Origin of the sequence: Aurantiacibacter arachoides, assembly GCF_009827335.1 — a bacterium.
GTDB classification, from domain to species: Bacteria; Pseudomonadota; Alphaproteobacteria; order Sphingomonadales; family Sphingomonadaceae; genus Alteraurantiacibacter; species Alteraurantiacibacter arachoides.
Genome location: NZ_WTYH01000001.1, coordinates 729,588 through 746,695 on the forward strand (window position 1 = coordinate 729,588; position 17,108 = coordinate 746,695).

16 protein-coding genes are annotated in these 17,108 nt (G+C 65.1%); 12 read left to right on the forward strand and 4 right to left on the reverse strand.

The window, feature by feature from the left end; translation table 11 throughout:
* The first annotated feature begins 22 nt into the window (after positions 1–22).
* Positions 23–2,026 (forward strand): alpha/beta hydrolase family protein, encoded by a 2,004-nt coding sequence (locus GRI62_RS03635; RefSeq protein WP_131452053.1) that lies wholly within the window; start codon positions 23–25, stop codon positions 2,024–2,026.
* Here GRI62_RS03635 and GRI62_RS03640 read toward each other — a convergent pair.
* Positions 2,023–3,237, reverse strand: coding sequence for a cation:proton antiporter (locus tag GRI62_RS03640; protein WP_131453746.1), 1,215 nt, complete (start codon positions 3,235–3,237; stop codon positions 2,023–2,025). The two genes, GRI62_RS03635 and GRI62_RS03640, sit on opposite strands and share 4 nt — an antisense overlap.
* Before the next feature lie 118 nt (positions 3,238–3,355).
* On the opposite strand from GRI62_RS03640, the gene apaG reads away from it, so the two are divergent.
* A complete protein-coding gene (gene apaG, locus GRI62_RS03645; protein WP_131453747.1) occupies positions 3,356–3,760 on the forward strand; it encodes a Co2+/Mg2+ efflux protein ApaG in 405 nt (134 codons plus the stop codon).
* A gap of 22 nt (positions 3,761–3,782) precedes the next feature.
* Here apaG and GRI62_RS03650 read toward each other — a convergent pair whose 3' ends face one another.
* The gene (locus tag GRI62_RS03650; protein ID WP_131452054.1) at positions 3,783–6,389 is read right to left on the reverse strand and encodes a M14 family zinc carboxypeptidase; all 2,607 of its coding nucleotides are present in this window, start codon (positions 6,387–6,389) and stop codon (positions 3,783–3,785) included.
* Between the two features lie 105 nt (positions 6,390–6,494).
* On the opposite strand from GRI62_RS03650, the gene GRI62_RS03655 reads away from it, so the two are divergent.
* Positions 6,495–7,289 carry a LysR substrate-binding domain-containing protein gene (locus GRI62_RS03655; RefSeq protein WP_131452055.1) on the forward strand — a complete coding sequence of 265 codons (795 nt, stop codon included), beginning with the start codon at positions 6,495–6,497 and terminating at the stop codon, positions 7,287–7,289.
* A 101-nt stretch (positions 7,290–7,390) separates the two neighbouring features.
* A complete protein-coding gene (locus GRI62_RS03660) occupies positions 7,391–8,641 on the forward strand; it encodes a PPC domain-containing protein (protein WP_131452056.1) in 1,251 nt (416 codons plus the stop codon).
* A 78-nt stretch (positions 8,642–8,719) separates the two neighbouring features.
* On the opposite strand, the gene GRI62_RS03665 is transcribed toward GRI62_RS03660, so the two are convergent.
* Positions 8,720–9,985 carry a hypothetical protein gene (locus tag GRI62_RS03665; RefSeq protein ID WP_131452057.1) on the reverse strand — a complete coding sequence of 422 codons (1,266 nt, stop codon included), beginning with the start codon at positions 9,983–9,985 and terminating at the stop codon, positions 8,720–8,722.
* Positions 9,986–10,161: 176 nt separating this feature from the next.
* Here GRI62_RS03665 and GRI62_RS03670 point away from each other — a divergent pair, with 176 nt between their 5' ends.
* The 3 genes from GRI62_RS03670 to GRI62_RS03680 are packed head-to-tail and all read left to right on the forward strand — an operon-like array spanning position 10,162 to position 12,805.
* On the forward strand, positions 10,162–10,815 hold the full coding sequence (locus GRI62_RS03670; protein WP_131452058.1) for an SRPBCC family protein: 654 nt from the start codon (positions 10,162–10,164) through the stop codon (positions 10,813–10,815).
* Positions 10,815–12,002: a zinc-dependent alcohol dehydrogenase gene (locus GRI62_RS03675; protein ID WP_131453748.1), complete on the forward strand. Its 1,188-nt coding sequence runs from the start codon at positions 10,815–10,817 to the stop codon at positions 12,000–12,002. Before GRI62_RS03670 ends, GRI62_RS03675 begins: the two co-directional genes overlap by 1 nt.
* Positions 11,999–12,805 carry an SDR family NAD(P)-dependent oxidoreductase gene (locus tag GRI62_RS03680; protein WP_131452059.1) on the forward strand — a complete coding sequence of 269 codons (807 nt, stop codon included), beginning with the start codon at positions 11,999–12,001 and terminating at the stop codon, positions 12,803–12,805. The genes GRI62_RS03675 and GRI62_RS03680 overlap by 4 nt, the downstream gene beginning before the upstream one ends.
* Before the next feature lie 107 nt (positions 12,806–12,912).
* Here GRI62_RS03680 and GRI62_RS03685 read toward each other — a convergent pair whose 3' ends face one another.
* Entirely contained in the window at positions 12,913–13,611 is a 699-nt protein-coding gene (locus GRI62_RS03685) for a hypothetical protein (protein WP_131452060.1), read from the reverse strand.
* Positions 13,612–13,730: 119 nt separating this feature from the next.
* Between GRI62_RS03685 and GRI62_RS03690 the strand changes: the two genes are divergently transcribed.
* The 5 genes from GRI62_RS03690 to rpsG all read left to right on the forward strand — a co-directional run bounded on the left by GRI62_RS03690 (position 13,731) and on the right by rpsG (position 17,061).
* Positions 13,731–14,681, forward strand: a complete 951-nt coding sequence (locus GRI62_RS03690) for a pentapeptide repeat-containing protein (protein WP_131452061.1) — start codon at positions 13,731–13,733, stop codon at positions 14,679–14,681.
* Positions 14,678–15,358, forward strand: a complete 681-nt coding sequence (locus tag GRI62_RS03695) for a nucleotidyltransferase domain-containing protein (protein WP_131452062.1) — start codon at positions 14,678–14,680, stop codon at positions 15,356–15,358. The genes GRI62_RS03690 and GRI62_RS03695 overlap by 4 nt, the downstream gene beginning before the upstream one ends.
* 2 nt (positions 15,359–15,360) lie before the next feature.
* Positions 15,361–15,711 (forward strand): hypothetical protein, encoded by a 351-nt coding sequence (locus GRI62_RS03700; RefSeq protein ID WP_131452063.1) that lies wholly within the window; start codon positions 15,361–15,363, stop codon positions 15,709–15,711.
* A 328-nt stretch (positions 15,712–16,039) separates the two neighbouring features.
* Entirely contained in the window at positions 16,040–16,411 is a 372-nt protein-coding gene (gene rpsL, locus GRI62_RS03705; RefSeq protein WP_131452064.1) for a 30S ribosomal protein S12, read from the forward strand.
* Between the two features lie 179 nt (positions 16,412–16,590).
* Entirely contained in the window at positions 16,591–17,061 is a 471-nt protein-coding gene (gene rpsG / locus GRI62_RS03710) for a 30S ribosomal protein S7 (protein WP_131452065.1), read from the forward strand.
* Positions 17,062–17,108: the final 47 nt, after the last annotated feature.

Consider the following 17,108-nt stretch of genomic DNA (forward strand, 5'->3'; position numbering starts at 1 on the left):
TTCCCTCAAGGGGGAGGGGCTGATGCAGAACGGGTGGGTGTTTGGCGCGGTGGCCGCGCTGGCGATGACGGGCGGGCTGACCGACCGGGCTAGGGCGCAGGACCAGGACTCTGCCCAGGCGGTTGCCGCCGCCCACGATTGGGCCGATACCCCCGTTCCCCCTGCCATCGACACGTCCGCCTTTGCCTCACAGTCCCAGCTTTCGCGCGCCCAACTGTCGCCTGACGGTTCGCTGGTCGCCTTCACGGTGCTGCGTGACGAACACGTTTATATCAGTATCTACAATGCGGGGACGCTCGAGTTGGTCGACGGGGCCTCGCTGGGCGAACCCGACGATCTCAACTGGTTCCGCTGGGTCGGCAACGACCGGATCCTGGTCTCCATGACCGTCCAGGATATTCGCGAGGAATACCATTTCAGCCGTCTTCTCAGTTTCGAACTGGGATCGCGCCGGCTGCAGCCGCTGGTGCTGCCGAACATGAGTTTCGATGGCGACGACGTGGTCCATTACGACGAGGATGGCGGCTATGTGCTCGCCTCCATTTCCCGGGCCTATGGCGCGTATCCCGATGTCTGGCGGTTCGACCTCCCGCCCGCAGGCCAGGATTTGCCCGAGCCTGTTCGCGTCCAGTCCAGCATGGACCGCGTGTTCCACTGGATTGCCGACGAGACCGGCGTTCTTCGCATGGCCATCAGGTATCATGGACGCGGCCGGTATGAGGCGCTCTATCGTAGTGCGCCCGACCAGCCATGGCGCGAAATCGCGCGCACCCGCATAGACGACGAGGACGCCTTCGAGTTCTGGGATTTTCACGGCCTGCGCGCCGGATCCGACATCGGCTACACCTTTGGCGTGCCCGAGGGGGGCGACCGGCAGGCGCTGATGGAGTACGATTTCGCCAGCGGGCGGCCCGTGCGCGTCGTCTACAGTTCCCCCGACGAGGATGTGACCTCCGTGCAATTCGGCACTGACGGGCAGCCGATCTCCGTGGGCTATTCGGGTGACAGCTTCCGCCGCGAGTGGATCGATCCGGAGTTGCGCCGCTGGCAGCAGCAGCTGTCGCAGGCGCTTTCGGGCAGCGATGTGACCATTCTCGACATGAGCGCGAACCGGGAGACGTTGCTGGTGTCGCAGGCCGGCCCCGCCGATCCCGGCGCGCTGTATGTCTTTGCGCCGGAGGATCGGCACCTGCAGCTGTTCGCGGAGATGCGACCGCAGGTGGATGCGCAGGTTCTGGCTACCCCCAGGCCCGTGCGGTACGCCGCCCGCGACGGCACCTCGATCCATGGCTACCTCACCCTGCCGCGCGGACGCGAACCGCGCGGCCTGCCGCTGATCGTGCATCCCCACGGCGGGCCTTACGGCATTCGCGATACCGACGACTACGACGACATGGTGCAGCTTCTCGCCAATCGCGGGTATGCTGTGATTCAGCCCAACTATCGCGGCTCCGGCGGCTATGGCGAGGCGTTCGAACTGCTCGGCAACGGACAGATCGGGCGGGCCATGCAGGACGACCTTGACGACGCGGTGGCGCACCTCGTGGCGCAGGGCATCGTCGATCCGCAACGGGTGTGCATCCTGGGCGGGAGCTATGGCGGGTTCGCTGCGCTGTGGGGCGCGATCCGCAACCCGGAAATCTACCGCTGCGCCGTCAGCTTCGCCGGCGTCACCCATTTCGAGCGGCAGCTGCACGACAACCGCAACTACCTGTTCGGCCGCAATCGCGGCAGGTGGTGGGACAGGGTGGACGGCGACCAGACCAACTTCGATCTCGACGATGTCTCGCCCGCGGTGCAGGTCGCCCGGCTGACGCGCCCCGTGCTGCTGGTGCACGGCGAAGATGACCGCACCGTCCCCTACACTCAGTACGAGCTGATGGTCGGCCGCGCCAATCGTGCCGGTGTGGAGATCGAGACGCTGAGCCTGGAGGATACCGGGCACGGCTTCGCCGATCCGGTTCACGAACAGGCCTATTACGACGCGGTGGTGGCCTTTCTCGCCCGGCACAACCCGGCGGACTAGGTCGCTCCGTCGCTCGCCCGCAATCGCCGCAGGGCGGGCGTGGCAAACGGCACCGTCAGCATCGTGCTGGCCACCGCGCACAGCAGCAGGGCGGTGAAGCTGGCGGGCGTGATGATCTGCTTGTCCAACAGCACGTTGGCAAAGATGATCATGATCAGCGCCTTGGTCTGCAACAGCCAGCCGATCAGCCACGCCTCGCCCTGCCGCCAGCGCAGAAAGCGGCCCGCCAGCGCCACGCCGCCGAGCTTGCCGGCGACCGAGGCCGCCAGCAGCAGCGCGGCAAAGCCCGCCACCGTCCAGCCGCCCGCGCTCCACTGGGTCTTGAGGCCGGTCGAGAGGAAGAATACCGGCATCAGCGCAAGCAGCACGGTATCGCGAAAGCGATCGACGCGCTCCTGCCCGAACCATTCGCCATCCAGCACCGCGCCCGCGATAAAGGCGCCCACCATGAAATGCAGGCCCGACCAGTCGGCCGCAAGGCCCAGCAGCGCCAGCCAGACGAGGGCCACGTACCAGCGGTCGCGCTGCGGCAGGCGCGCCATCGCCCAGCGCACCAGCAGCACGGCGGGCACCAGCAGCGCGATGAAGGCCGCCTGTCGGCCGACCCGCTCCCAATCCAGCAGGATCAGCGCCAGCACGGCCCAGATCGCGATGTCATCAAGGCTGGCATACCGCAGCACGCGCTGGCCCAGCGTATCGCGCAGCATGGCCAGCTTTTCCAGGAACAGCACCAGGATGGGGAGGGCAGTGACCGCGCAGGCCATGCCCACGCCGGCGATGAACTGCCAGTCCTGCCCCTCGGCACCGACCCACGCGGCGCGTCCGTCCAGCGCCAGCACCAGGCCGCCCGCCCCCGCGCCCAGCAGCATCGGCGTACCAAAGGCCAGCCCCGCGGTAACGCCCGTCTCCCCCCGCCAGCGCCACGCGGCTTTCAGATCGAGCTCCAGCCCGGCGACGAAGACGAACAGCATCACCCCCCACATGGCGATGCCGTTCAGCATGGTGATCACGTCGGGCGGAAACAGGGCAGCGTGAAGCGCGGGCAGGGCCGCACCCAGCACGCCGGGGCCTAGCAGGATGCCGGCCAGGATCTGCACCACCACCAGCGGGGCGACGTACTCGGTGCGCCCCAGCCGCCAGACCAGATAGGGCAGCGCGAAAATGGCCACCAGCACCGCCAGGAACGTCTCGATCAAGGTCAGGTGCGGCATGGTCATGCGATAGCATGAGGCACGGGCGCGGCAAGTCGCCGGCCACCGGCACATGGCCTTTATCCCCCTTGTGGCAGGCTTCGAAACCGTTACCCTTGGGGGCATGGCTATCGATGCAATCGCCGCGCTGTTCCAGCATACCGCCATCACCGACGGGGTGACGGTGCGCGTGGCGGTGACCTTCATGCCCGAACAATCGCGCATCGGCGCGAACCGCTGGTTCTGGGTCTATCACATCCGCATAGAGAACCACCGCGATGATGCGGTGCAATTGCGCACCCGCCACTGGCGCATCACGGATTCGAGCGGAACGGTGAATGTCGTGGACGGGGAAGGGGTGGTCGGGGAAACCCCGCTGCTAGAGCCGGGCCAGACCCACGACTACGTCTCGGGCTGCGAGCTCACCACCAATCAGGGCGCGATGCAGGGGTATTACACCTTTGCCCGCGCCGGGGATGGCACGCTGTTCGACGTGGCGATCCCCTTCTTCCCGCTGGCCGCCCCGGCGGAAGAGGCGCGCTAGTCGCGCCAGCCGGGGAGGGAGTTTACCGCACCCGCGCCGGCGCCACGATCACCGCGTTCGCCAGCAGCAGGTCCAGCCCGTCGAGGTAACCGCGCACGGCGGGATCGTGGGCGAAGCCGATGGCGAGGCCACGGCCCGTCCGTTGCGCGATCATGTAGGGCTTGTAGGCCAGCTGGCGGCGGTTCTCCTCCCACACGTAGCCGCTTGCCACCAGCCGGTCCGCCGGGGCGTAGCGCACCACGTTCACCCCGTCGCCGAGGGTGAGCGGGGTGAGGATCAGCGAGCCATCGGCGAAGACGGTGGGGGCGGCGCCATCGTATCCGGCGGCAAGGAAGCTTTCGGCATCGACCACGGTGTTGAGCAGCGCGCCGGGCAGGGTATCCGGGCGGCGTCCGGTATCGAGGATTGCCGCGCGGTAATCGGCGTCGCTCTCGATCGCGGTGCCGGGAGCCGTGTCGCCCTCGTCGTCCTCTTCTTCGCCGGAAGGCTCGCCGCCCAGCACGGTCTCGTTGTTCGTCGCGAACAGCGCGTTGTCGCCGCTGGCAAAGGCGGCCAGCGAATCGCCATAGGCCACCAGCACGCCGCCGCCCTGCACGAAGCGGGCCACTGCCGCGCGCGCCGGGGCGGGCAGGGTGTAGCTGTCGGGCACGATCAGCACGTCGACGCCGCGCAAGTCCGCCTGCGCCAGCGTGCCGCTGCGGATCGGCGCGACGGGCAGGCCGAACCGGCGTTCGATCACGTAGCGCGTCGCGCCCGCGCTGGTGGGGGCCACGCCGTCGTCCCACAGCATGGCGATGGTGGGCGCGGTCAAGGCCACGAAGCGGTCGCTCCCGAGGTTGGGACCGGCATCCGTCCAGCCATCGCCAAGCGCGACCGTTTCGGCCCCGACCTCACGGGCCAGGGCGGTGAGGGCAGAAAGGTCGCCGCCGTTCTCCGCGCGGCTGAACACGACGCTGCCGCGCGGATAGTCACGGCCCGCCACGCTGAAGGCGCGGTCGCTGGCCCGGCCGCGCAGGCCAGCCGTCAGCGCGCGAGCGACGAGCTGCACCTGTCCGCTGTCGGTCCACGGCACGACCGCGCCGAACGGGCCGGCCGCCTCCGCCAGCGCCGGGATCGCCGCGCCCGCCTGCACCGGCGAACCTGCCGCCGCGCCGTTGCATTCGCGCACGTCCAGGCCGCTCATCTGGCCGACCGACCAGGCGGTGGTGTCGTAGACCTCGTGCGGCAGGTCGCCGGCCCGGCGCGATTCCTGTCGTTCGATGAAATCGGCGGGCAATTCGACATCGTCGTCGAGCAGGCTGCGCACCAGCCGCGCGCCCGGCTGGCGCATGGATACCGAGAGATAGCCTTGCGGATAGGACTGCCCGCAGGCGCTCGCCGGGCCGGCAACGCGCCCCACCGCGATGCCTTGCGCGGTCAGCCGCTGCGCCAGCGCCTCGGCGTTCCAGCGCCGCTGGGCGAGGTCGATGACAAAGGCCCCGCTGCCCACCGCGCCCGCCGCCGTTGTGCGGCGGTAGCTGGCGAAATCGCGCAGGAAGGTGTCGGCATTGCGCGCCACGGTCAGCGCGGTCTGCAGGCTGGTGGTGAAATGGTTGCGCACCCCGTCGGCATAGGTCAGCGTATCGCCGTCGCTGCGATCCCATACCAGCCCGCGCGCGCTGCTTTGTTCAAAGGTCATCGCCACCGCGCCGTTCAGCGTGGGCCAGGTGTCGCCGTAGCCGGGATAGAACAGGTCGAAGTTCTCACGCGTGTAATAGGGCTGGCCGATCGCATCCAGCGCAGCCCCGTTGGCGCGGCCGAGCATCACCAGCTTGGCGCGCTGTTCGGCGGTGACGTAGGGATTGAAGGGGTCGGCGTTGGGCGGGAAGAAATAGCTCGAATCCCCGCCCATCTCGTGCGCGTCCACCAGCACCACCGGCTGCCATTCGCGGATCGCGGCGATCTTGCCGCGCGTTTCCGGCTGGGTCATCGCGAACCAGTCGCGGTTGAGGTCGATCAGGTAGTGGTTGAACCGGCCACCCGGCCAGGGCTGGTCGTGCCCGGCGGTGAACCGCAGACCCGATGGCGCCAGCCCCTCGGCAGCGTAGTAGCTGCTGGCAAAGCGCGCGCGCCCGTCCGGGTTCTGCATGGGATCGACGATCACCACGCTGTTGTCCAGGATCGTGTCGGCGGCAGCATCGCCCCGCGCGGCGACGAGGTGATAGGCGACGGCCAGCGCGGCATCGGTGCTGCTGATCTCGTCACCGTGCACGCCGTAGCTGAGCCAGGTAACGGGCAGGCTGTCCGCCCCCGGCGCCCCGCCACCGGCGATGCGCTGCATGTCGGCGCGGATGGTATCGATGCGAGCAAGGTTGGCGGGGCTGGCGATGATCGCGTAGACGAGCGGGCGGCCTTCCCAGCTGCGCGCGTATTCGACCAGGCGGATGCGGTCGGGCGCGGCCTGCGCCAGGGCCTCCAGATATTCGATCGCCATCTCGGGACGGGTGATCTGCTCTCCGGCGCGGTGGCCTGCAACCTGTTCGAGCGTGGGCACGGCGGGATCGAAACGCCCCTCGACGAAGCTCTGCGCGCTCGCGGCGCTGGCCGGCGCAAGCGCTAGAAGGACGGTGGCGACAAGCGTGCGGATCATGCGGATGGTTTCCCCTTCGCGCCCCGTCTGTGCCGCGTGGCCCTCGTGGTCAAGCGACTTGCCGCGGGCCCCGGCAAACCATAGAGGCGACAGCCGAGACCGACCATGAAGCGCACGCACCTGCCCCTGAACGCCCTGCGCGTATTCGATGCCGCCGCCCGGCACCTGAGCTTCACCCGCGCGGCGGACGAGCTGGCGGTGACGCCCGCCGCGGTCGGCCAGCAGATCCGCGCGCTGGAGGATGTGCTGGGCGTGGTCCTGTTCCGCCGCACCAGCCGCGGACTGGAACTGACCGACGAGGCCGAGGCGGGCCTCGATTCGCTGCGCGACGGGTTCCTCCAGTTCGAGGAAAGCGTGCAGGCGATGCAGGCCGGGCAGGCCAGCAGCAAGTATGCCATCGCCGCCCCGCGCGAGTTCTACGCCCAGTGGCTGGCCCCGCGCCTCGCCACCTTTCGCGCCGCGCATCCCGACGTGACCATCCAGCTGACCGCCGACGAGAACGCGGACTTTACCGAGGCCAACCTCGACCTCGCGATCCGCCTGGTCGAAGGTCCGGGCGAGCTGGAGGGCGAGCGGCTGGTCGGTGGCTGCAAGGTCTGCGTGGCATCGCCCGGCGCCGGCACCGGCTGGATCAGCTGGCCAACCTACGAAGCGCCCGAGGGTGAGCAGGTCGTGCTGACCGTGGGCAATGCCGGCCAGGTGCTCAGTTCCGCGCTGGCCGGGATCGGCCGTGCCTGGCTGCCGCAGCCGCTGGTGGAGGAAGCGCTGGCCGACGGCCGGCTGGTCTCGCTCGGCGATGCCGAGGACTGCCGCCGGGCCTACTGGCTGGTCGCCCCGCGCCCGCAGTGGCGACAGAAAAAGGTAAGGGCGCTCGTCGCGCACCTCGTCGGCGACACCTGAATTTCTCCACGCCCGTCCGGGCAAAGCTACCCTCTGGAAAGCGTGCCCGAGCAAGGTTACACCCTGTACCAGACAAGGCGCAACGACGGGGGGGAGTTCTTATGCGATTCGGCTTTTACAGGGCGGCACTCTTGATCGGAGCGGCCAGCGTGCTGGTGCCCACAGGTGCGGCAGCGCAGCGCGACCTCGACCAGGAGAACAGCGACGTGCGCGTGTTCCAGGGTAACGTGGACAGCGCGGCAGCGGAGTTCCGCGTCTCGGTTCCCGCCAATTCGGTCATGCAGATCGACGTGCTGACGACCTCCGAACTCGATCCGATCGTCACGGTTACCGATGCCGGCACCGGGGAGACGCTGGCCGAGGATGACGACGGGGGCGACAATCTCAACGCGCGCGTGCGCATTCCCGGCGAGGCGCGTGGGCGCAACATCGTGATTGCCGTCGACAGCTACGATTCCACCTGGGTGGAGGACGGCGAGACCTACGGCGGCACCTTCGACCTGCGCCTGTCCAACTCAACCTTCGTGCCGCACCGGACGCGGGCCGTAACCTACGGCGCGCGGGAAAGCGGAACGATGAACGCCGGCGAGGCCAACACCTACACCTTCAGGGCCGCGGCGGGCGACCGGGTGGAAATCGCCCTGATTTCGGCCGAGGGCGGGACGCTCGATCCCTATCTCGAACTGCAGGATGCCAGCGGCCAGGTCCTCGTTTCCAACGACGATTCGAACGGCCTCAATTCCTATATCAACCACGTGTTCGCGGATGCGGGCACCTATACCATCGCCGCCAAGGGCTACGGCTCCAGCACCGGCGACTACGTGCTGCGCGTGCGCGATCGGCGCGACGTGCCGGCAACGACCGGGCTGCAAACGATCGCCATCGGCGGCAACGCGACGGGCGAAATCGCCCCCGGGTTCATGGATGAGAACTATGCCACGCCCAACTACGTCGACTATAGGTTGAGCGATGCCGCCAAGGCCGCGATCCGCGGCGGCAACGGCGGCGTCACGATCCGCATGGATGCCGTGGAAAGCAGCGATCCCGATTTCGGCGGCAGCATCGACCCGTATGTCACCGTCGGTTTCGACACCCCGCTCGGCTTTGCCCAGGTGGCGGAGGACGATGACGGTTCGGGCACGCTGAACGCGCTGCTGCCGATCGACCTCGGTCTAATTGCCGACCGGGCCGACCTGCTCGATCTCCTGCGCATCCGCGTCCAGGGACTGGGCGGCGGGGGTGGCGGTTACACGCTGTCCATGACGGAAGGCATGGAGGAGCGGCAGGGCTACGACAGCGGTATGGATGGCGAATATCCTTCGCAGCCACCCATCATCACCACCGCCAACTGAGTAAGCCTGAAAGACGTGCGCGACGGGGGTGGGGACAACCTCATCCCCGCAACCCCCTTCTGTCGCGCCCGGTTCGGCCTAGCCTTCCGCGTCCTCGTCCTCGTCTTCCTGCGGCGCGATGGGCGGCGGGCCGGGGCGGGGGCCGACGCCGGGATCCCAGTCGAACGGCCGGGCAAAGCGGCTGCGGTCGTCGGTCTCGGCCGTCACCGCCTCTTCCTCGCCCGCCGCGACGCGCGCCTGCTGCGCGCGGCTCGCGCTGATATAATCGCGCGGCATGTAATTGCCCTCGTGGCAGGCGTATTCGAAGAACTGGTAGTCCTCGTCACGCACCCAGGCCACCCGCGTTGACCACGGCGCGACGTAGACCTCGGGATCGCTGTAGGTCAGTTCGTGGATGATGGTGTCGGGGCCGGTCATGGTCAGACGCTCCACCGTCATCGCCTGGCTGCTCATGGGCACGGTATTGAAGGCCGGCACGTCCAGCGTGCCGGTGAACTGCGTGGCCATGTTGAGCGGGGCGGCAGCGCGGCGCGACGTGTCTGTGGTGGCGGCATCGCCGCTGACGATGTTGGTCGTCTCGATCACCAGCGTCTTGCCTTCCCACCAGCCGCGCGAATTGCCCATCCACGCTTCCACCGGCTCTTCCCACTTGGCGGCGCGCGCCTCGGCGGCGGAGGGGTAGAGCTTCACCACGCGGGTGCCCAGCATCTCCAGCACGATCGTCACCACGCCCGGCGACTGGAAGATGCGGATGCCGTTGTTGTAGCGGAACGGATACATGCTCGCCGGGAAGCCGCGGCTGACGCAGCGATCCCAGCTGTCGAAATCGCTGACCCAGTTATACCCCTGCCCGGGCACCCAGCCGCTGCGCCCGGCCTCGAACAGCGCGCGCGCCTGCGGGGTGAGGGCGGGCAACTGGCCGTCGGCGGGGGAAACCAGCATGGCCGTGCTCTTGGCCCAGTCGGTGTTGCGGAACCACGCCTCCAGCCCCTCGGTCCCGGCGGTGCCCACGCCGCTCTCCGTCGCCTCGGTGAAGTTGCCGTCCGCCCCGCGCGCGGCCTCCAGCCGGCGGGTGAATTCCTCGTCCGTCACCCAGAACCTGTCGCCGTATTGTTCCGGGCGCTGGAACAGGATGTGGCCGTTGTTGACCGGTTCGATGGGAAAGGTGCCGGTGAAGTCCCAGTCGCCCCACGGCAGGCGCTCGGGCGTGAAATCGGTCGGCACGGGCGGCAGCGTGGTGAGATCGGCGGGCCGCTCCTGCGCGGTGGCGGGTGTTGCCGCTGCAAGGGCGAGCGTGGAGGCGGCGGCAAGCGCCCGGGTGGCGGCGGAGAGGCGGCGGATCATGAGGGTGTCTCCCGAACACGTTGACTTTGCCCGTTTGTGCCCGAGGTGGCCTGTCGGTGCAATCGCCTTCGTCCGCTCAGCGCAATCTGTACAACGTCTGCCGCATTTCCCGCTGATATAGGTTTCATGCGGAACCCTGCGGTCGCTCACCCTTTGCTAGAGGACAGGAGATCAGCATGACACGACATTCCATTTCCGACAGCACGAAGGGCCTTGTGGGCCTTGGGATTGCGCTGGGCGGTGCCGCGTTCGGTGCCTTCATCTTGAGCCGCCAGCGCGAGGGGCGTTCGTCGGACGACGCGCCCGGCTACACCGCGCGGCGCGGGTTCGGTGACTACGCCGTGACCGGCCGCACCGTCACCATTCGCAAGCCGCGCGAAGAGCTGTTCGCGTTCTGGCGCGACTTCGGCAACCTGGCCCGGTTCATGGAGAACCTTGAAAAGGTCGAGCAGGGCGCCGGGGGCCGGTCCACCTGGCACATCAAGGCTCCGGCCGGCCAGACCGTGGCGGTGGAAACCGAGATCGTGCGCGAGCAGGACGGCGAACTCATCGCCTGGCGCTCTGTCGAAGGGTCCGACATCGACACCGAGGGCCGCGTCACATTCGAGGATGCGCCCGGTGAACGCGGCACCCGCGTGGGGCTGATCATTGCCTACAAGCCGCCCGCCGGCGCGTTGGGGCAGGCCGCCGCCAAGCTGTTCCAGCGGGAGCCCGAGACGCAGGCCCGCCACGACCTCAAACGATTGAAGATGCTGATGGAAACCGGCGAAATCGCCACATCGGCCCGGCGCCGTGAAAATACCCGCGCCGCCCAGCAGGAGAATGCATGATGCGCGCACTTACATGGCACGGAACCAAGGATGTTCGCGTCGACACCGTGGACGATCCCGAGATCATCAATTCGCGTGACGCGATCATCAAGGTCACCAGCACGGCGATCTGCGGCAGCGATCTGCACCTTTACGATGGCGTCATTCCCGGGGTGAAGCCGGGCGATGTGCTCGGCCACGAATTCATGGGCGAAGTGGTCGAGACGGGCAAGGATTCGACGCTGCAGAAGGGCCAGCGCGTGGTGGTGCCCTTCACCATCGCCTGCGGCGGCTGCTTCCACTGCAAGAGCCAGCAATTCTCCGCCTGCGACAATTCCAACCCGGTCGAAAAGCAGGATATGTCGGCCACGCTCTACGGCCAGCCGATGAGCGGGCTGTTCGGCTATTCACACCTCACCGGCGGCTATTCGGGCGGACAGGCGGAATATGTCCGCGTGCCGTTCTCCGACGTCGGCCCGATCGTGGTCCCGGATCACCTGGACGATGACAAGGTGCTGTTCCTCTCCGACATCCTGCCCACCGGGTGGATGGCCGCGGAGAATGCCGACATCCAGCCCGACGATACCGTCGCCGTCTGGGGCTGCGGGCCGGTCGGCCTGTTCGCCATCCAGTCCGCCATCGTGATGGGCGCATCCCGCGTCATCGCCATCGATCACTATCCCCACCGCCTCGAACTGGCGCGCGGGCTGGGGGCGGACATCATCAACTTCCGCGAGACCGACGTGCGCGAGGCGCTGATGGAGATGTCCGGCGGCATCGGCGTCGACGTGGTGATCGACGCGGTCGGCATGGAATCGCACGGCTTCGCGGTCGACAACATGATCGACGTGGTGAAACAGAAGGTGGGCATCGGCGCCGACCGGGCGAGCGCGCTCAAGCAGGCGATCCTGGCGGTGCGGTTCGGCGGCAAGGTCTCGATCCCCGGCGTCTACGGGGGGATGACCGACAAGTGGCCGCTGGGCGCCATGATGGAGAAGGGTCTGCAGATCCGCAGCGGCCAGACCCACGTGCAGAAATACACGAAAGACCTGCTGGCCAAGATCGAGGACGGCACGCTCGACACCACCTTCCTCATCAGCCACCGCCTGCCGCTGGAACAGGCGGCGGACGGCTACAAGCACTTCAAGGAAGAACAGGACACCTGGACCAAGGTGGTCCTGAAGCCCGGAATGGAGACGACCGCATGAGCAGCAATAAAATCGACAAGCTGACAGGCTTTGCCGTCGTCACCGGCGCCTCCAGCGGCATCGGGCTGGAACTGGCGAAGCTGGCGGCGGCGGACGGATGTTCGCTGCTGCTGGTGGCCGACCGCGACTTGTCCGCTGCCGAGAGCGCGGCCAAGGCTTGCGGCGCGACCGACGTGACGACGCTGGAAACCGACCTCGCCACCGCGCACGGGATCGAGGCGGTGATGGGTGCCATCGGCCAGCGGCAGATCGACGTGCTGATGGCCAACGCCGGGCACGGACAGGGCGGCGCCTTTCTCGATCAGCAGTGGGATGACATTTCCCACGTGATCGACACCAACGTGAAGGGGACCGTCTCCCTCATCCACAAGGTGGGGCAGACGATGCGCGCGCGCGATGCGGGGCGCATCCTCGTCACCGGGTCGATCGCCGGGCACCTGCCGGGCGCGTTCCAGCTGGTCTACAACTCCACCAAGGCCTTTATCGACGATTTCTGCGTCGGCCTGCACAACGAGCTGAAGGACACCAACGTCGTCATCACCTGCCTGCTGCCGGGCGTGACCGACACCCAGTTCTTCAAGCGCGCCGACATGGAGGACTCCATGGCCGGCAAGTCCGACAGCAAGGCCGACCCGGTCAAGGTGGCAAAGGACGGTTATGACGCGCTGCTGGACGGCGACACGCAGATCGTCAGCGGGTTCATGAACAAGGTGCAGACGCTGTTTGCCGATATCCTGCCCGATGACATGGTGGCCCAGATGCACCGCCGCATGGCCGAGCCGGACAGCCACAAGAAGGGATAATCCCGGCCGCCAGCCGCCGACCACCGATATCACCTGAAAGACAGGGCGTCCCTCTCACCGGAGGGGCGCCCTTTCTGCGCAGGCGGTCCGTCGGGGGCCACCCCGCCTCAGTCGTCGCGGTCCGCGTCCCCCTCGTCATCCTCCGCCGCGAACTCGGCCATCAGCGCCTCGTTTTCCAGATGGCGCTGGTGCATGGCCGAAAGCTTGGCGGTGAGGCTGGCGAGGATCGCTTCCTCGTCCTCGTGCTCCTGCAGGGCGTAGCGTTTCTCGATGTCGGCGGTCACCTCGCGGCGGATGCGTTCGTAGAGCGGGTGGCCGGGCACCACGGCGGCGGCGTAGCGATCCGCGCGGCGGGTGCGCAGCAGGAACATGACCAGCGCCTCGTTATGCCGCCGTTCGGTGCCCAGCACCTTGCCGGCGGAGACGACCAGCCGCTCCTCCCCCACGATCGCGCGCTGGATCGCCGCATCCTCCAGCCGCCCGATCCCGGCATCGACCGCCCGGTCCCACGCGGCCGAGAAGTCCTCCGCCCCCGGCCGCCGCCGCAGCTTGTACAACGCCTCCATGCTCGCCCCGATGTGCTTCGCCGCCTGGATGACGACACCCGTGGCGGCCAGATGCGCGATGAACCGCCGCTGCCGGTCGGGCGTAATCGAGTTGCGGCGCGGGTTGACGTGCGGAACGGGCGCGAACTGCAACAGCGGATCGTCGTCGAGCAAGGGCTCGGCGGCGGGCGCGGTGACGTAGCTGGTGGCCTGGCGCGGCGTGGCGCGGGTGTTGTGGGCGGGGGAGGGGTGGTGTGTCATGCCCGGGGGCGGAGCAGGGGGTGGGGGGTGTAGGAAAGCTAAATTTCTCAAGGTTGGTTTTGGCAATCCAATGCGGCTTTTGATTTGCTCAACCGCCCCCAAAAGACTAGCAAAAACCAATGGGCGACCCCGATACTCATGTGGGCTTAAAAAGTTTGTCTCAACGTTGGGATAATGCGATGTGTAGGCTTGGCCTTCGTGCGCCAAGACAAAAAGCTTGCGGTGGCTTTGAGTTTCAGGAAGCTGCGGATGAACTCGGTGTGCGCATCAAGCGGGCGACGACGGCTCGAGAAACTGTAGAAAATAGAGATCTGCGATATCGCCAATTTGATGATTTTAATGGCGCTGAATCGACATTTAAATCCTGTAATTTCTCCTTTTCCATATTCAGTAGAGCGTATTTTCATAATGCAAAATTTGAAAATTGTTCATTTATTGGATGTCGTTTCAGCGAATGTAACTTTCGGGGGGCCGAGATATATTCATGCGATTTCAAATATGCTCGGTTTCAAAACTGCTTGATTGAAAGTAGAGACATTATTCCAAGTCTCCCGCCTGAGCCAAACCTCCGCCGGGAGCTGCTGCAAAATTTGCGCGTCAACGCGATTCAGCTTGGGTCCACCGACGAGGTTAGAGCCTATACACTTGAAGAGATTTCTGCTGAGCTAGAACATTACAAAAGGGCGCTTTTTGGGTACGATAGGTACTATCAAAGAAAATACCCCACTAGCTTGGATAAAATTATCGTTTTAATAAAATTGATTTCTCATGCTATTTCCGGATTCTTTTGGGGACATGGAGAACGACCGTTCAAACTGCTTCTTAGCGTAATCATATTGCTTATTTTGGCGTCCTTTGTGAATTGGTTTTCTTACGAACCGGACTCAAGCTTAGGAGATATTTTTTACGGTGGATCAATATTTTTGCAAACCCTAAATGTGTTTCTAGGAATCGGTGACGCATTTGATCAGGCCGGATATAAGTTGGTAAATTACGCCATAGTTTTAATGAGATATGTATACATAGGGCTGTTGGTAACGGTTGCTATGAGATCCATTACTTACCGGTGATGGGTAAAATATTTGGTTTCTACTTGATTGGATCTGTCGCCCGAAATGAGTTTGATGCGCTCAGTGATCTTGACCTTTTAGCTATTGTTCAAGACGGCGCAGGCAAAGTTGACGAAAAGGCACTTTTATCTTTCATTCCGGATAAATATGCTGCGATGGATGCTAGTGTTTCATGGTATGGTCGTCGACGCATAAACGAGATGCTAAAAAATGGAGAGCTCTTTGCTTGGCACATTTGGCAAGAGCATATAGCTCTTTTCGAGAGCAATGGGTTTTCCTTACGAGGACTTGGGCCTCCCCGACCCTATAAAAATTCGTTAGTGGATGTGCGGTCTTTTCGCAAAATACTTCGTGAAGTTCCGGGACGGCTTCGCTTGTCGCCCACTAATGTCATCTATGAGTTTGGTCTCATTTATGTCTGCCTTAGAAACATAGCGATGTCTGCCTCAGCTAAGCTATGTGATGCTCCAGATTTCTCCCGATATTCTCCATTTAGGATCAACCTCTCGCAACCATTACCAATGACGCGCGAGTGTTATGAGAAGGCGATGATGTGTCGGATGGCTGGTCAACGTGGTCTTAGTCTGCCTGATCATCCTAGTGCTGACGAGGTAATTTCACTATATGAGGGGTTGGAGTCTTGGCTTTCGATATTGGAAGAGCGTTTGGAGCAGTGAGCATGTCCAATGGTCGTCGTACGCGTTTTGAAGAAAGGGTGCGTGTCGAGCGCAACTTCCTAGAGCCGGTCAACAGGGTTTTTGGTCGCGCTGCACCCCTTGCGGGTATGACCGCTATGGCCATAGATTCATGGGAAAATCGCGCTTCATCGGTGTTTTCTGAGACGCCAATCGCTGGTATTGCGGCCTTGCTGCGTCAAGCTTCTAAAAGAGCGGAATTGTTAGCAGACAATTCGCGTGACGTGTTCGAAAAGGATACTGGCATCAGTGGCGGTGGGATTGAAACCCTCTCATCAATGTTGAGTGATCTGCTGGAGCCTATCTGTCTTGACCCCCCACCCAAATCCAACTAAGCGCCCCTCCATCCGGTCCCCGCGCCCGCCGCGAGTCCCGGTCAGATAGAGCTGAACATTGCCGGTCGTGTCCCGGGGCTCCTCGCGAATTGCAAGGGGCTCTTTTCTATTGAGGCGGTTTCGCGTTTGCGCGCGATAATCCGCCCGGGGCTGCCGTCAAAGTAACCCGGTGCCGCCGTCGTGCAGGCCCAGGTGGAGTGTTTCAGGCTCGCGCGGTTCGTGGCGCCCCGTCGGTTATGGCGGGCCATTGCCTCGTTTCCCTCGCGCGGTCCTTCCTGCAGTCCTCCCGGCGCCTGGCGTGGCACCTGATCACAGGTGAAGATTTCGAATGCCCACTATCAACCAGCTGGTGCGCAAGCCGCGCAACCCCGTGAAGACGAAGAGCAAGTCTGCCGCGATGCAGTCCGCCCCGCAGAAGCGCGGCGTGTGCACGCGCGTCTACACCACGACCCCGAAGAAGCCGAACTCGGCGCTGCGCAAGGTCGCCAAGATCCGCCTCACCAACCAGCGCGAGATCATCGCCTACATCCCCGGTGAAGGCCACAACCTGCAGGAACACTCCGTGGTGCTGATCCGCGGCGGCCGTGTGCGCGACCTTCCCGGCGTGCGCTATCACGTCCTGCGCGGCGTGCTCGACACACAGGGTGTCAAGGATCGCCGCCAGAGCCGCTCGAAGTACGGCGCCAAGCGTCCGAAGTGATTTTGCACGAGGTCAGCCTTCCGGCACCCGTCATCCCGGCGAAAGCTGGGACCGTGTGCCCCCGGGTCGGACCTCGCATGGCAAGTTTTTGAGACCGAGCACAAACGGCCACCGATCCCAGCTTTCGCTGGGATGACGTTCAAAGAGGTCGCTGCGCTCCCGAGTCTGGAGTTTAAGAAATGTCACGTCGTCGTCGTCCCGAGAAGCGGGAAATCCTGCCCGATCCCAAGTTCGGGGATCAGGTGCTGTCGAAGTTCATGAACAACCTCATGCTGGACGGCAAGAAGGCCGTTGCCGAAGGTATCGTCTACACCGCGCTCGACACCGTCGAATCGCGGGCCAAGACCGATCCGGTGGCCGTGTTCCACGATGCGCTCAACAACGTGAAGCCGTCGGTGGAAGTGCGTTCGCGCCGCGTGGGTGGTGCCACCTACCAGGTGCCGGTCGAGGTGCGCGCCGAACGCGCCCAGGCGCTCGCCATCCGCTGGCTGATCACCGCCGCGCGCGGTCGTGCCGAAACCACCATGTCGGCGCGTCTCTCGGGCGAACTGATGGATGCGGCCAACAACCGTGGCAACGCCGTCAAGAAGCGTGAAGACACCCACCGCATGGCCGACGCGAACCGCGCGTTCAGCCACTACCGCTGGTAAGGCGGTCCGCTTGCGGGCCGGGGCGAATGTGTCCCGGCCTTCAAGCT